The organism is Paenibacillus sp. 37 (genome assembly GCF_008386395.1).
GTDB lineage: Bacteria > Bacillota > Bacilli > Paenibacillales > Paenibacillaceae > Paenibacillus > Paenibacillus amylolyticus_B.
The window spans coordinates 436,208-451,281 of sequence record NZ_CP043761.1 but is presented as its reverse complement, the minus strand read 5'-3'; the positions used below and the strand labels follow the sequence as shown (position 1 = coordinate 451,281).

The window sequence follows — 15,074 nt, the reverse complement described above, 5'->3', positions numbered from 1 at the left end:
ATGGATTACGATTTGGAATGGACCTATAATTATTTTGATAATGATAATCAAAATCAATTAAAGGGTGTGTACAACGTGTCTTTACCTAATAACCAACGCTTCTCTACCTTTTTCAAATCAGGACGATTCCTTATAACCGTTCTTGTTCTATGCAGCATACTTGCAGGCTGTGGGACTTCCCAGAACAGCGGGAACTCCGCTTCACCCGAATCTAATGGGGCAAAGCCATCAACCGCTGAACAGGGAAGTGAGAATACACGCACCATTTCTACGATCAAAGGGGATATCGAAATTCCTGCTGAACCACAAAAAATTGCGGGTATGCTCTACGTCTTTGCTGACCAATTACTCGCTCTCGGCATTGAACCGACAGCCATGGTAACGTATAACGATCTCGGATTCCCTGAATACCTGGCAGATCAGATGAAAGATACCACTGCCGTAGGTTCCGGCGAGTCTCCCAATTTTGAAGCATTGCTCCAGGCTGAGCCGGATCTCATTCTGGCCTCCAAAACGTTAAATGAAGCAAACTATGAGCAACTCTCCAAGATTGCCCCAACGATCCTTTTTGATAATGAAGAAAAAGGAGACTGGGAGCGATTCATGGAAACAGCAACCGTTCTTGGCAAAGAAAAAGAAGCCCAAGCGGTCAAAGACGCCTATGATGCCAAAGTTGCCACAACCCATGATGAGCTTGCCGTAAAAGCCAAAGACGAAACGGTGGCCTACATGCGTGTACAGGATAAACAGCTCCAGTTGATTAAACCTGATGATAACTTCACTCTGTTTGGTGCTCTGGGATTAATCCCTGCTTCAGTAGACAGTGTAGATTTCGAGGGATCATGGAATGTGGCAATTTCCGAGGAAATTCTGCCTGAACTGAACCCGGATCGACTGTTTATTATTCTTCGTCCAGGAGAAGAAAACAAGGTTGTGCTTAATAACATCATGGATACTTCCATCTGGTCCAATCTGAATGCAGTCCAGAACGATCATGTTTATATCGGTGATGCCAACCTGTGGTTTGCAGGATACGGTCCCATCGGTCTGAGCAAAATTATTGATGAGATCGCTGCTTCCTTCGAGTTATAGAGGGACATGATGAAACCTAAAACAAGTCTTAGGCAGACCGTGATCGAACGACGTACGATTCAGGAATTTAATGGCCTACCCATTCCCTTGGAAACGATTCATGAGATTCTGGAGGACGCGATATGGGCACCTTTTCATTCCAAAAAGGAACCTTGGCGTTTCATTCTGTTTATGAATGAGGGCAGAGAAACATTCGCAAGCGCTGTATTGAGTACACGCAATCCTGAATTTGTAGCAAAGTACGGACAACAAATCAGAGCTGCCTATTGTGCACAGACACCTGTGCATCTGGTTGTGGTTATGACAGCCAAGCTGCCCTCTAAAGCGTGGGAAGAGGCTTTTGCTGCAACCTCGGCACTGATCCAGAACATACAGTTGCTCGCCTGGGAACAACACATCGGCGTCGTATGGAAGACAAGCCCTTTTAACGAAAGTCCGCTATTCTGTGAAGCCATTGGTGTGACATCTGAGGAAAAAATAGTAGGTACACTTCACATGGGGTATTTTAACGCTGAAGATCAGCCTATGCCCAAGCCTCGCACACCTCTTCCTCAACTGTTGCATCTCATTGATCACTAAATGGATTTGGAATACATTGAATTTAGACTATAAAAAAAGAAGGCAAAAGACACTCATAAAGAGTGCCTTTGCCTTCTTTCTCTCTATATCACATAATGCTTACTCCACCTTGAATCGCGCAGCCGATTCAGCCAGTTTTTGCGTCAATTGATCGATCGTATCAACCATGTTGGCCAACTGCTGTACTGTTGAAGATTGCTCCATCATGGTTGCTGTTACCTCTTCAACCGAAGCGGATACCTGTTCTCCTGAAGCTGACAAACTATGGGCTGACTCCAGTACATCATCCTTGTTCTGTAACATCTCCTGCATCTGTCCTGCCATCGTAGCGATCTGTTGATTAATGACCGTTACCTTCTCCAAAATCACATCGAATGCCTGACGAGTCTGCAAGACAAGCTCATCCTGTCTGGACGAGATGGTGTGAATTTCGGCAACACTTTGGTTGTTCTCGGCGACATCGGCCAGATTCTGCTCAATAATGCTGGAGATTTCCTTGGACTGGCGGGAACTCTGCTCTGCCAGGTTGCGGATCTCCTCAGCTACAACTGCAAATCCTCGGCCATGCTCCCCAGCCCGTGATGCTTCAATTGAAGCATTCAATGCAAGCAGATTGGTCTGCTTCGCAATCTGGCTGATGGCTTCCGTGATCTGACTAATACTGCCCGAACTCGTTTGAAGTTTGACGGTAATCTCCGAGATCTTCTCCACTTCGCGCTCGTTCACCTCATTGATACGCATCAATTCATTGACGACTTCATTCCCGTTGTGGAATACAGATTCGATCTCATCCGCTCTTGCCTTCACATCCTGCGCACTGCTGTTCATGGCAGCCACTTTATCGCCAAAGCTGTTGAACTTGCCTGCAATCTGTTCGGTATCTTCCGATTGAGCCTCCATCGCCTTCGCAATCCCCATGGACGTCGCTGATGTCTCATCAATGGACCTTGCCGTCTGCCTGGACGTTTCCTCCAGCTCCTGGGTGCTGGCTTGAAGAACATGGATCGAACTATTCATATCGGTGATCAGGTTTCTGTTCTGCTCCACCATGCCATTGAAGCTTTCCGCCAGATCCTTGAATTCACTGTTATATCTACCATTGGCCTTGACGGTCAGATTCCCTTGAGCAAGCTGTTGGAACAGCCCGATCAGACGAACGATAGGTCTCGTAATACTACGAGAGATCAATAATCCTACGCCAATAGCCAGAGCAATTCCGATCAATGTCACGATAACCATCTGGCGTTGCATATCCTCTAATGGACGTTTGATATCATCATAATCGTCAATAATGACCACGGAGAGATCTGCGTCAGGAATCTGATTAACACGGTAGTAGATATCATCTCGATCCATCGAAGTGATTTTCATTTTATCGGTGGCTCTGGCCTCCATAAGTTCCATGGCTTCCTTGTCTTCTGCAAGTGTTTGTCCCACAACCGTAGGGTCCAGTGAGTCGAACATGATGATGCCACTCCGACTCAGCACTTCAACTCTGCCTTGGCCATTAATTTTAATGTCTCCCAGTTGCCCCAGGAAAAAGCTGCTGTCCACCGACATGGCGAACACACCCAGTATATTCCCCTGTTCATCGGTGATGGGCTCCGAGAATACAATAATGAGCTTCTTGCCAGTCTTAGAGACGACCGCGTCACTGATGAAGGATTTCCCCTGTATGGACTCCTTAAAATATTCCCGATCTCCCCGTGACTGCCCAATGACTTCCGGCATGGTTCCCGCAACCATGGTTCCTTCCTTGTCAAACACAAACAGATCCGGCTTGGTGCCTCCCGTGTCAGTTATACTGTCGGTGAGAATCGTATTCGCTCTGTTGAAATATGGATTCTCATCTGTGAAAAAGGTCTCATCTGTCATTTCATTGGTATCACGTAACTTCAAGAGTTCTTTAAAAGTACTATGTACGGATATCGCATGACTCATCTGCTGTTGAAGCTGCATCGCTGTCCAAAGCCCTTCCCCAAGGCGGTCAGCCATCACATTAATCTCATCCTTGCTTTTCTTGACCACAACATCAGATGAAATCATATAACTTGTGGTTGTTGCACCAAGCAGAACCAACACAACCAATACACTGATCATGAAAGGCAGCTTGATTTTAAGCGACATATTTTTGAGCTTATACCCTATACCTTTTCTTTTCCCCATTTCCTTCTCCCCACTTCCCTGAACCATCTGCATCTGAACGATGTACATACATTATCGGAAAAATCCATAGTAAAATTGATCAATTAGGGAGATATTGCCACTGTTTTTCTTTTTTTTAAAATTCTGATAGCAACATAAAAATGGCCTGTCAGATCGACTATCCATCTTGGAATGGATGTTGCCGTTATCTAACAGACCGTTTTAAGTTTTTTTTTATGATTCAATACCGTTTACTTGCGCAATCTCCGGGAACTCAACGCGTGGTGGCCATTCTGCAAGAATGTACTGCGCGTATTCTTCATCTGTTCGATTCGTCGCTCAGCCAGACGATCTGCGGCAACATAGGTAGCGATGCCCTCGGTACGTGAGCTTTCGAATATTTTCTCCAGAGTGGAATAGATCTCTCCGATCTTGCTCCACGCCCGATCCGCGTTGTAACCATTCAGCTCATCCGCAATGTTAATTACGCCACCTGCATTGATAACATAGTCAGGCGCATATACGATGCCCATATCATATAACTGATCCCCATGACGGGTCTCCAGCAGCTGATTATTGGCACAGCCCGCTACAACCTTCGCCTTGAGCGTTTTGAGCGTATCGTCATTAATCGTTCCGCCCAGTGCACATGGTGCATAGATATCGCAATCCACACTCGTGATGTCTGCGGGATCAACAGCTGTTGCGCCGAACCGATCCACAGCCTGTTTCACCGCGTCCTTATGGATATCCGTAACGATCAGATGTGCACCTTCCTCATACAGATATTTGCACAGATGCATCGCCACATTGCCGACACCTTGGACCGCTATCGTTTTACCCTCCAGCAGATCGGTACCAAATGCTTCTTTGGCTGCTGCCTTGATCCCACGATATACACCCCAAGCCGTTGCAGGTGATGGATTACCGGATGAACCATAACTCGCCGAGATGCCTGTCACATAGTCCGTTTCCTGATAGATCAGGTTCATGTCCTCTTCCGTTGTTCCCACATCTTCGGCTGTGATATAACGTCCGTTCAACCCTTGAATATATCGTCCAAACGCCCGAAACATTGCTTCGTTTTTGTCGCGCCTTGGATCTCCGATAATAACGGTTTTGCCGCCGCCCAGATTCAGTCCGGATACCGCATTTTTATATGTCATACCACGGGCAAGGCGCAGGGCATCTTCAATGGCGGCTTCTTCTGAAGCGTAAGTCCACATCCGCGTGCCTCCCAGCGCAGGGCCGAGTGTTGTGTCGTGTATGGCGATAATTGCTTTTAACCCTGAATTTCGATCCTGGCACAGAACCAGTTCCTCATAATCGTGATGCTCCATTGCTTCAAACCAACTCATGTGCTAACCGTCTCCTCCAACCATTTTTGCGATCCAATCGCATTGTTCTCTATTCATTGACCATCCTCTATTGTACCCATGAATACCCAGTTTGTGCAAAATCACATCGCAATGTCAGAGAAGCATCGATCGATGTTTCTCATATGGCGAGAGCAAAGCGGTCGAATTTCAGATTATAATTTTATCGTCTATCAATAGAAAAGCCTCTCTCCCTTACAGGAGAAAGGTACACTTCCCTCAACAGCATCAACTTAATCGCCCCAAGTAGGCCACTTGATCGTTCATATTTAAGGGAGCGTCTCAACCACATTAATTGGATGCAAATCGCCATCCACAGCAAATGAAGCCTGTCCTGTCTCCTCAGAGACAACCAGTACAACCGCATCCGTCAATTCACTGAGTCCCAATGCAGCCCGATGACGAGTGCCTATTTTTCGTTCATGCACTTCCGCTTGCGACAACGGCAACACATTACCAGCGGATACAATCTGATTGCCACGAATCAACACGGCCCCGTCATGCAATGGTGCACCGGGAATGAACAGCGATTCAAGCAGCGCATGGGTAACTCTGGCATCCACTGCCACCCCTGAGTGGATGATCGACTCCAACGGAATCTCCCGTTCAATCACAATTAGTGCCCCATATCTCCGGTCAGATAGATGCTGTACGCTCGATGTTAATTCGGCAAACTTCTCGGTAAAGGGCGACAGATAACAATCCAGATAAAACGAAGAGGCGAGCACCTCGATCTGCTTGATCTCCGCTCGAATCTCTGCAAATTGCCCCAGCAGACAGGCACTGTCATTGTCAAACCGGGATAACGTCAGATTCATACGTTCTGCTACACGATGGAGATCCGCTTTGAGCTTGTGTCTCATCGTGGAACTGTCACAGTCTGCTTGCCGATTCATCATACGTCGCCTCCTCCTTTAATTCTTTTAATGCCTCGCACACATCCTGAATACCCATACCTTCCCCTCAGGAGCAAGTATATATACCATGACAGTGCGGTATGAGCTAATCATGGTCATGACTGCAACTTTGTATAATAAGCAAAAAAAAACCTGTCCGCGAACAAACTTCCACGGTCAGGCCCTATTCGGCATGATGATATGATATCTATTTCACTTATTGTGCTTTTCCGTATGAACCTGCCTTAAATGTGGTCGGGTCATACCATTTGTACCCTGCCGCAGGTGCAGCCCATGGCTCAAGTTGCGGCTCGGTAGACGCAGCCGGAGCTTCGATCGGAAGCAGGCTTGTTGCCGTGTCCAATGTCAGTCCTGGCACTTGTGCCAGACTAGTGTAACTCTCTTTGACCGCGAGCCATATCACAGTATTTACAAGGAACGTTGCATCATCCACTTCTTTGAATCCATCGTAGGTCTTCTTGGTAGCACCGGTCTCTTCACGCAAATATTTCGGAGTCGCGTCTTCCACAGGTGAAGAGTCGCCGATAAACGCGGCTTTGCCCGCACCAACCTTTGCAATGGCGGCATAGGCTCCTTCAGCTCGTCCACCACCATTATATACGCCCTGATCCACGGCATTGCCCCACTTGGACACACCACTTGGTACATACACCAAACCTTTGGCCTTGTTAGGGTCTATAATCGCAACAGTCGATCCCGCATGCATGGCTACAGAATTAACACCAGCCGTAATGCCGAAGGATTGTGCAGGTGCAACGATATCCGATGCATTTACATCTCCAAGAGCATTGTAACGGAAACGGACACCAAAGTTCGTCGCGAGCCAGTCTGAACTCGTCACACTCTGCATCGCTGGTGATTCGGCTTCAGCCGAAGACATGCCTTTGGCTGGATTCAGGAAGGCACCGCGGCGATAACCGTTGAATACTTCGGAAGAATCCCAGCGGTTTTTGTTGCGGTCTGCATTATAGTGGTCGGAGATGAAGAAAATGCTCCCTCCGTTCTGCACATACTGCACCAGCGCAGCCTGCTCTGTCGCTTTGAACGGCACGTTGGCTTCACCAATGACAAAGACGTGGTAATCTTTCAATTTATTGTAGGTGATGGCTTGCTCACCGAATGTATACGGGATGCTGCGTTCCAGCTGATCCACGGCAAAGCCTGCGTTTCGCAAACCATTGGCAAAATCCGAAAATGCCCCGTCAATAATCCAGTCGGCAGCACCTGCTGTCTGGGCATGGGTATTATCGAACAATACTTTTTTACCGGTACCATCCGGTAATGTTGTACCTGGGTTCGGTTCTGGATCAGGGTTCGTTGTTCCGGAGGAAAATGTAATGGACGTTGGGTTTTTGACTCCTGCGTAGCTGTTGTAGGCACCGAGAGTTCCGGTTACGATGATCTTCTTGCCTACAAGACCGGGATTGGTAGCCAGTCCATATTGCGAACGGAAAGAAGCGGGAATCTGCACATCCAGTAATCTGGCATTGGTTCGCTCTGACGCTGAGTCCGCAACCAGAACATTAAAATCATTGGCATACGGAGATGTAAACTTCGCGGTAAGTGACCCGGTAGCATGTCCAACAATGATTCCTTCAACCGTCGCTGTTCCTCCACCGCTCTGGGCAGCGATGGCCTGAGATACCGTAAGTGGTGCTGCAGCTTGTACCGGACTTTGCGAACCCGGCCCCAGCAGTGCGGTTGCCATCATGATAAAGACCAGGAATGCCCCGATCCAATGCTGCCATAACGCCTTCTTCATATTCCCTTTCTCCTCCTCCAAATTACCTGATAATGGGTTATCCTCCTTTATTTTAATTGTTCATATGATGAATTCCTCTTTCGTTTTGTAAAATTGTTGAAAAAGTTTTGAGATGGCATCCAATTGCCCATACTGATTATCATTAGAATCCCATTTTCCGAAGGAGTAAAACGATGATGAAATTGGTATTTTTGGTGCTCTTGTTGATTGTTCCGCTAATTATGGCTTATGTTGCTCTTCGTTCCCGAATGGTTACGCGGCTATTCCACATCCTTGCATTGCTCTGCTTCTATAGTGCGGCAACCGTCATCGCTGGTGATGTGTATGCAACGAATGCTCATATGACCACGTTCACCACCGAAATTCATCAATTCCTAATGAATGGCTGGTTCCTGTATCCGTCTGCATATCTCGGTGTGTACATTCCCTATGTGATGTGGAGGAGCCTATTTTCAGAAAAAAGTTAACTTCGTTACGGACTTGATATTGCATTTTGCCAGCGTTCATTGCATAATGAATATACAACGTGATAATGATTATCATTCTTGAACTTGTCTCCATGTAACTTTCTACTGCATATGATTTTACGATTTTATAGATAAAGGGGAACGAACATCGAATGAATACAACTCTGCAAAAGGCTGATCTGCAGCTTGACGATTATTTGGATCTTCTGAACCTGGCAACCAACCTGGGTGATACGAGATGGCAAAAGGAAATTATCCGCAAGCTGGCTTATACTTATCCCGCAGTTCAATGTAAACAACCACAATAGCATGCCTTATACTTACATAGCTCATAACCCATTCTTTACATGAATCGGTTATTGGGCTATTTTTGTTTTACAATATAATTGATCTAAACATTTACACGAGAAACGGAGAGGACAGAAATAACCTGAAGAAGCGGAGCTAAAAGCTTTCTGAAAGAAAGCTGCTTCGGAAGCATACACCTCACCTTTATCCCCGGATTTTCCCCTTTGAAAAAGGGAATCAAAAAAATCTGGGGGTAACAGCGATCGGAAGGTTGTTCTGTCATCGGAGTGGCAAGTGTAATATTAGTCAATTGATATAGGAGTGAACAACGATGCAACTGGAGACGGAGAGACTGATCATCCGGGATATTCGGGAGACCGATTGGGAGAGGATTCATGCCTATACTTCCATGCCGGAAGTCACACAACATACCGCATGGGGGCCGAATACGGAAGAAGATACGCGAGAGTACGTGCAGTTTGTGTTGGACATGCAGCAAACACAACCACGAGAAGGTTATGAGCTGGCGATATGTTTGAAAAGTGATGGAACTCTCCTCGGCGGAGTAGGTATTCACGTGATGGAGAAAACCAATGCAGAGATCGGTTACGTCCTCAATCCCGCCTATCAAGGAAAAGGGTATGCCGCCGAAGCATCCAGTGCTCTACTAGGCTTCGGTTTCAACGAACTCGGCATCCACCGGATTTATGCCAAATGTCGTCCGCATAACACTGCTTCGGAGAACGTCATGAAGAAAATCGGTATGCAGCGTGAGGGGCTGTTGCGAGAGCACTGGTTCTACAAAGGTTCCTTTCATGACTCTGTCATCTATTCGATTCTCTCCAGTGAATATGCACATGAACAATTTCAAAGAAACACAAAAAGCTGACTCCCATATATGGGAGTCAGCTTTTCTTTTTACTCCGTAACGACCCCAATCGCCAATGGAGGTGAAGCCTTGAAGCCTCATTTGGAATCCAAATCGAATTTGTTCCTTGGGAATGCAACCGTTGTGCTTCCCTCAACTCGGAACACCGGAACGATCTACCTTACAACCGGCACAGCTCTACCGGGCAGCTTGGGAATGTCGGACATCCACACATACAGCGCAGGGCTGCCAGGTCACGAATCATCAGTTTGCCGTCCATCATATCCAGCGTACCTTGTTCCTTCCATGTCCCCAGCATCCGCGTTACACTCTCCCGGGTCGCTCCAATCATCTCGGCAAGATCGGTATGGTTCAGCTTCATGTCCAGCACAATACCATCCGGTGTAACCCTGCCATACGAATTGCTGGCACGAATCAGTGTCGAAGCCAGTGCACCCGCCTTGCCATAGAGCAGCAGATCACGGAATCTCGACTGGGTGATCCGCTGCGACAATGCCATCCATTGCAAGAATTTCAAGGCAAGGTCGCCATGTTTACTGAGTATATTTTCCAGATCGCCAAGCGAGATAATAGCCAGTTCCCCTTTTTCCGCCATCTCTGCACTATAGCTATGATTCAATCCACCGATACCGCCGAATTCACCGATGAGATCGCCGCTTTGCTGAATGGATAAAATAATTTCTTTGCCATCCTCCGTCGACTTGGTCATTTTTACTCGTCCCGAACGAATGTAGTACAGATATCCGGCTTCATCGCCTTCGAGAAAGAGACTATACCCCGACTTCACCCGTTTGGGTTGCATTCTTGCTTCAATCAGGTCCCATTGCTCAGGTGTAACGAACGAAAGGATTCCGCCTGTTTCTCGTGTCATTTTGCCCGCCTCCGTTTGTTTCTGCTCTGTTCTCTGGGTTGTTCTTTCCACAAATACTGTACCCATAACCTTCGTCCCCCTCGGTGATTCCTTATGTATACATCATATCGCGAAAGTAGCCTCAGGGTTATCGGGGGATTACCTGATCATTGACAAGAAACTCCCTGAATTTGCTGTGAGAAAAGTCACATTTCACCGATATGCCTCATCCATCGCATTTCTTCAATCCCTTGGTGCACCTGATTCAGGAGTCCTCCACTGCCCAAGTTCAGTAGATTACGGAGCGGAAATAGGGGTTTTCCCTGAATTACAATGTATAAGAAAGGGTCTACAATAGAATTAACATCGAAATACCCTTACTTTAAGATGATCCTAAAAGGTTAAAGATAATGATTACACCGTTACGTACGTTATAATCTGAAAAAGGAAGTGTCCTCTCATGCATGATGAACTGCCATCTGGCATTCAGGAGATGATCGACGGCCTGCGCCTGAACACATCCAGCGACTTCTGTGGACTTGCCTGTCTGAACGGGACGATGCTACGCTGGAAGGTTACCTCTGGGGCTAGTAATGAACGGGTGAGACGCATGGAAATGCGCCCCGGACAAGATCTGGTGGGCACAGCCCTTCGGACTGGACGCACAGCTCGATCTGATGCCCAATCCACCGGGGAGCATACGCCTGGTCGTTGCCCGTTAATGCTTGCTGAGCGGCTGGTAAGTGCCATAGCGGTACCTGTGTTCCAGGAAGGAAGTGTGCCTGGCGCCGTGCTGCTCGTTGGCAGCAGACTGCCCTGCACCTTCTCACCGGACATGATCCGGCAGACGGAGCAAGTTGCTCTACATCTTCAGCCGAAGGTATTTGGATAAAAGTATGAACTAGAGCGTGAGAGAAGCTATTCGGAGATTAAAGCTCTGAATGGCTTCTTTTTTTGTTATGATATAGAAAGAACTAAGGAAGCGGACAGGGGGAAATCATGTGATTCAACTATTAGTTGTAGACGACCATGTTGTCGTGCGTTCCGGGCTGATCGCCTTACTTGAAGGAAAGAATGATATACATATCGTTGGAGATGCCGCAGATGGCGATGAAGCCATTGCCAAGGCTCAAGAGTTGAAACCAGACGTAGTCTTGATGGATTTCAGCATGCCACCAGGCAAAGACGGTCTGACCGCTACCGCTGAATTGAAGAAATTGATGCCGGATGTCTCCATTTTGATACTGACCATGCATGACGATGAAGAATATCTGTTCCGAGCCATCCACGCAGGTGCATCCGGATATATCCTCAAAAGTGCGCCGCATGAAGAATTGCTTGCCGCAATTCGTTCCGTAGCAGAGGGTAGCGCCTATCTGTACCCAAGTGCGACCAAGCGGCTGATGAGTGAATACCTGGACAAAGCCAAACAGGAAAACGCCGGACCGTATGACACGTTATCCGAGCGGGAGAAAGAGATTTTGTCCTGGATTGCCAAAGGATACGCCAACAAGGAAATTGCCGAACATCTGATCATCAGTGTCAAAACGGTCGAATCCCACAAAAGCAATCTGATGGAGAAACTTGGCCTGCGTACACGACCGGAACTGGTGAAATTCGCCATGAAAAAGGGGTTGCTGAACTTTGAGTAGTGCACGCAAGAACAGACTAAGTGGACTCGCAGACCAGCCCGTACGCCTTCTGCTGAACGAAATCGATAATCACATTACGGATAATGAATTTCGCAGCAGGTTGAAGGGTTCCCTGCATCAACTGAGTGACCTGAAATTTGCCTTGGATGAATCCTCCATTGTAGCTCTGACAGACCGCAAGGGTAAAATCCAGTATGTGAATGATAAATTCTGTGAAATCTCGCAGTATGAGCGCGAGGAACTGATCGGTAAGGATCATCGAATCATTAATTCCGGATACCATGGCAAAACCTTTATGAAAAACCTGTGGGACACGATATCCTCAGGTAAGGTATGGAACGGGGAAATTCTCAATCGTGCCAGAGATGGCAGTCATTATTGGGTCAACACCACCATCGTGCCTTTCCTTGATAACGACGGCGAGCCATATCAATACCTGGCTGTACGTAGTGAAGTCACCAAGTTAAAATCCGTCGAAGCCGAATTGCAAAAGATGATGTCCCAAGTGATGAACATTCAGGAAGAGGAACGTCGCCGGATCTCGCGTGAACTGCATGACGGGATTGGACAGAGTCTATTCTCTCTGGTGATTCAGATGGACCGACTGCTGGCAGACCAGCCTCACCCCGGAGTTGAAGCCCTTCGTAAGCAGGTCACGGGTATTATGGAAGATGTACGCGGTATGGCATGGGAACTGAGACCATCCGTTCTGGATGACCTGGGTGTTGTTCCGGCGATTCGTACGTATATTGAGAATTACACCCGTCATTATGGAATTGAAGTTGATCTGGAATGTAATTTGCGTAAGCGACTGGAGATGAACCGGGAGATAGCCATCTACCGGATTATTCAGGAAGCCTTAACCAATGTCGCGAAGTATGCCGATGTTGCCGAGGCACGTGTTACTATAGAAGACGCTGAGAACATGACGATGGTTATTATTGAAGACCAGGGTGCCGGATTCAGCGAAGCAACTGCTGGGAATGGCGTTGGATTGTTCAGTATGGAAGAGCGTGCCCGTGGTGCAGGAGGAACGTTAAGAGTGTCTTCCGAGCCTGGCGAAGGGACCACCGTTACCCTTTTATTGCCCAAGACAGCCCAAGCATAAGCGGACATGCTTCGTATCACAATCTGCGCTTCACTCCAGCTTATCTATTAATTAACGGCTGCTCGCTATTGGACTGTGCGAGTGGTCTTTTTATTTTCCGATTGGTCGAAATGACAAAATGAAGGCTAAAAATCAGATAAATTCAATATTCATGATAATTAGATTGACTCCAGTTACGATTCGTCATTAAACTATGAATGCCACATACACATTGTATGTTCAGTAAAATTTCATTTTTCATTGCATATAGCGAAAGAAAAGGATGGTCAACATGTCAGAGAAACGCTCCTCCAAAGGAGGAGAAATTCCGCAAATGTACAATCTGGACGAGATGGATCGTAAAATTATCGCCGCACTTCACAAAAACAGCCGGATATCCTATACGGATCTGGGCACACAGATCGGGTTGTCGCGTGTAGCCGTTCAGGCACGCATTAATGCGTTATCCGAAAAAGGAATCATCGAACGCTTCACCGTTGTAATCAACCCTGGCAAGGTTGGGCTTCAGGTCTCGGCCTTTTTCAATGTCGATGTCGAACCGCCCTTCCTGGATGAAGTCGCTGAGAAACTGGATGAAGAGCCAGCCGTCACCAGCCTTTATCATATGACAGGCCCGAGTACCCTGCACATGCACGGTATTTTTGCGGATATGGAAGAGATGGAGCAGTTCTTGCTGGAGAAGCTCTATAAGATGCCGGGTATCGTCAAAGTGGAATCACAGCTATTGTTGAAACGTTATAAAAGCCGGATGGGCATGAGACTCTAGGAGGAAATCAGCATGGGTTGGAAAGATTACAACGGTCTCGTCATCGGAATGGTACGGACCGGAATTCTCGGATATGGCGGCGGCCCCTCGGTTATTCCGTTAATCCGTTACGAAGCCGTTACGCGTTACAAATGGGTCAGTGATGAGGAGTTCGGCGAGATTTTGGCTATCGCCAACGCCCTGCCGGGTCCCATCGCGACCAAGATGGCCGCATATCTCGGTTATAAAACCAAAGGTGTGCTGGGCGCCATTGTGTCTGTGCTCGCCCACATTTTACCGACAAGTATTGCCATCATTGCTCTGCTCGGTTCCATGTACGCGCTACGCGAGTCGAAAGTGGTAGCAGGCATGGTAGCGGCCGTAAGGCCCGTCATTTTTGTCATGCTGGGCATGATGGCTTATGAATTTGCCATGAAAGCCTGGAAGGGACTCGGTAAAGTTTTTGCCGCCCTATTCGGCGTAATTGCCTTTGTACTATTGCAGCTGCTGGATATCCATCCGGGAATTGTGATCGCGGTTTTCCTTGGATATGGTGTCTTCCATCTGGAGCTAGTCCAGCGCTTCAAGTCCAAAGGCAAGTCCGATAAGGGGGTGTCCTAAGGATGCTCCAGACCTGGTGGGAATTATTTTGGGGATTTTTCGTAGCAAACATCTTGGGATATGGGGGTGGTCCGGCTTCGATTCCGCTCATGCAGGAAGAGATTGTGAACCATTACCAATGGATGACCACAGAGCAATTCGGGGATGTATTGGCGATTGGTAACGCCCTTCCCGGGCCGATTGCAACCAAAATTGCTGCATTTGTCGGGTATCACGTGGCAGGCTGGTTCGGGGCATTTATCGCAAGTTTTGCCACAATCGTCCCTTCCGCAACCGCACTAATTATATTACTTCGTCTGTTGAACAAACATCGTACTTCACCGAAAGTCAAAGGCATGACCCTACTCGTGCAGCCTGTTATCGCTGTACTCATGATTCTGCTTACATGGGAATTCGGGCAGCTATCCACTGATTCCATCGGCCTCTGGCAGACGTTAATCATTGCAGGCATCTCGCTCTGGGTCATGACCAAGACCAAGCTGCACCCAGCCATTCTGATCGTGATCGCTTTTGCCTATGGTGCGCTGGTACTGTCTCACACGATGTAGTTATAGAACCTACAGGGAACGATCCCTGAATATGA

General features: G+C 47.5%; 16 protein-coding genes. 11 read left to right on the top strand and 5 right to left on the bottom strand.

What is annotated here, in order from left to right:
- Nucleotides 1–1,092, top strand: coding sequence for an ABC transporter substrate-binding protein (locus F0220_RS02205; RefSeq protein ID WP_091020005.1), 1,092 nt, complete (start codon nt 1–3; stop codon nt 1,090–1,092).
- A gap of 6 nt (nt 1,093–1,098) precedes the next feature.
- Entirely contained in the window at nt 1,099–1,671 is a 573-nt protein-coding gene (locus tag F0220_RS02200; RefSeq protein WP_223199833.1) for a nitroreductase family protein, read from the top strand.
- 99 nt (nt 1,672–1,770) lie between these two features.
- Here F0220_RS02200 and F0220_RS02195 read toward each other — a convergent pair whose 3' ends face one another.
- The 4 genes from F0220_RS02195 to F0220_RS02180 form a co-directional block, all read right to left on the bottom strand.
- Nucleotides 1,771–3,837 (bottom strand): methyl-accepting chemotaxis protein, encoded by a 2,067-nt coding sequence (locus F0220_RS02195; RefSeq protein ID WP_105601645.1) that lies wholly within the window; start codon nt 3,835–3,837, stop codon nt 1,771–1,773.
- A 230-nt stretch (nt 3,838–4,067) separates the two neighbouring features.
- Nucleotides 4,068–5,174, bottom strand: a complete 1,107-nt coding sequence (locus F0220_RS02190; protein ID WP_105601591.1) for a Glu/Leu/Phe/Val family dehydrogenase — start codon at nt 5,172–5,174, stop codon at nt 4,068–4,070.
- 287 nt (nt 5,175–5,461) lie between these two features.
- On the bottom strand, nt 5,462–6,091 hold the full coding sequence (gene cdaS, locus F0220_RS02185) for a sporulation-specific diadenylate cyclase CdaS (RefSeq protein WP_105601592.1): 630 nt from the start codon (nt 6,089–6,091) through the stop codon (nt 5,462–5,464).
- A gap of 214 nt (nt 6,092–6,305) precedes the next feature.
- Nucleotides 6,306–7,820: a DUF6359 domain-containing protein gene (locus F0220_RS02180; protein WP_223199961.1), complete on the bottom strand. Its 1,515-nt coding sequence runs from the start codon at nt 7,818–7,820 to the stop codon at nt 6,306–6,308.
- Between the two features lie 224 nt (nt 7,821–8,044).
- Here F0220_RS02180 and F0220_RS02175 point away from each other — a divergent pair, with 224 nt between their 5' ends.
- The 3 genes from F0220_RS02175 to F0220_RS02170 all read left to right on the top strand — a co-directional run bounded on the left by F0220_RS02175 (nt 8,045) and on the right by F0220_RS02170 (nt 9,515).
- Nucleotides 8,045–8,338 (top strand): hypothetical protein, encoded by a 294-nt coding sequence (locus tag F0220_RS02175; RefSeq protein WP_105601595.1) that lies wholly within the window; start codon nt 8,045–8,047, stop codon nt 8,336–8,338.
- Between the two features lie 152 nt (nt 8,339–8,490).
- A complete protein-coding gene (locus F0220_RS32360; RefSeq protein WP_017691064.1) occupies nt 8,491–8,646 on the top strand; it encodes a hypothetical protein in 156 nt (51 codons plus the stop codon).
- A 311-nt stretch (nt 8,647–8,957) separates the two neighbouring features.
- Nucleotides 8,958–9,515: a GNAT family N-acetyltransferase gene (locus F0220_RS02170; protein WP_105601597.1), complete on the top strand. Its 558-nt coding sequence runs from the start codon at nt 8,958–8,960 to the stop codon at nt 9,513–9,515.
- A gap of 160 nt (nt 9,516–9,675) precedes the next feature.
- On the opposite strand, the gene F0220_RS02165 is transcribed toward F0220_RS02170, so the two are convergent.
- Nucleotides 9,676–10,452 carry a Crp/Fnr family transcriptional regulator gene (locus F0220_RS02165; RefSeq protein WP_223199832.1) on the bottom strand — a complete coding sequence of 259 codons (777 nt, stop codon included), beginning with the start codon at nt 10,450–10,452 and terminating at the stop codon, nt 9,676–9,678.
- Between the two features lie 373 nt (nt 10,453–10,825).
- Here F0220_RS02165 and F0220_RS02160 point away from each other — a divergent pair, with 373 nt between their 5' ends.
- From F0220_RS02160 to F0220_RS02135, 6 genes are all read left to right on the top strand, one after another.
- On the top strand, nt 10,826–11,257 hold the full coding sequence (locus F0220_RS02160; RefSeq protein WP_091019986.1) for a GAF domain-containing protein: 432 nt from the start codon (nt 10,826–10,828) through the stop codon (nt 11,255–11,257).
- 109 nt (nt 11,258–11,366) lie between these two features.
- Nucleotides 11,367–12,017 (top strand): response regulator, encoded by a 651-nt coding sequence (locus F0220_RS02155; protein ID WP_017691068.1) that lies wholly within the window; start codon nt 11,367–11,369, stop codon nt 12,015–12,017.
- Nucleotides 12,010–13,125 carry a PAS domain-containing sensor histidine kinase gene (locus F0220_RS02150; protein WP_105601599.1) on the top strand — a complete coding sequence of 372 codons (1,116 nt, stop codon included), beginning with the start codon at nt 12,010–12,012 and terminating at the stop codon, nt 13,123–13,125. Before F0220_RS02155 ends, F0220_RS02150 begins: the two co-directional genes overlap by 8 nt.
- Before the next feature lie 271 nt (nt 13,126–13,396).
- Complete coding sequence (locus F0220_RS02145; RefSeq protein ID WP_062837151.1) at nt 13,397–13,891, top strand: chromate efflux transcriptional regulator ChrS; 495 nt, start codon at nt 13,397–13,399, stop codon at nt 13,889–13,891.
- 12 nt (nt 13,892–13,903) lie between these two features.
- Nucleotides 13,904–14,491, top strand: a complete 588-nt coding sequence (locus tag F0220_RS02140) for a chromate efflux transporter ChrB (RefSeq protein ID WP_074093159.1) — start codon at nt 13,904–13,906, stop codon at nt 14,489–14,491.
- Nucleotides 14,492–14,493: 2 nt separating this feature from the next.
- Complete coding sequence (locus F0220_RS02135) at nt 14,494–15,039, top strand: chromate efflux transporter ChrA (RefSeq protein WP_105601601.1); 546 nt, start codon at nt 14,494–14,496, stop codon at nt 15,037–15,039.
- The last annotated feature ends 35 nt before the right edge of the window (nt 15,040–15,074 follow it).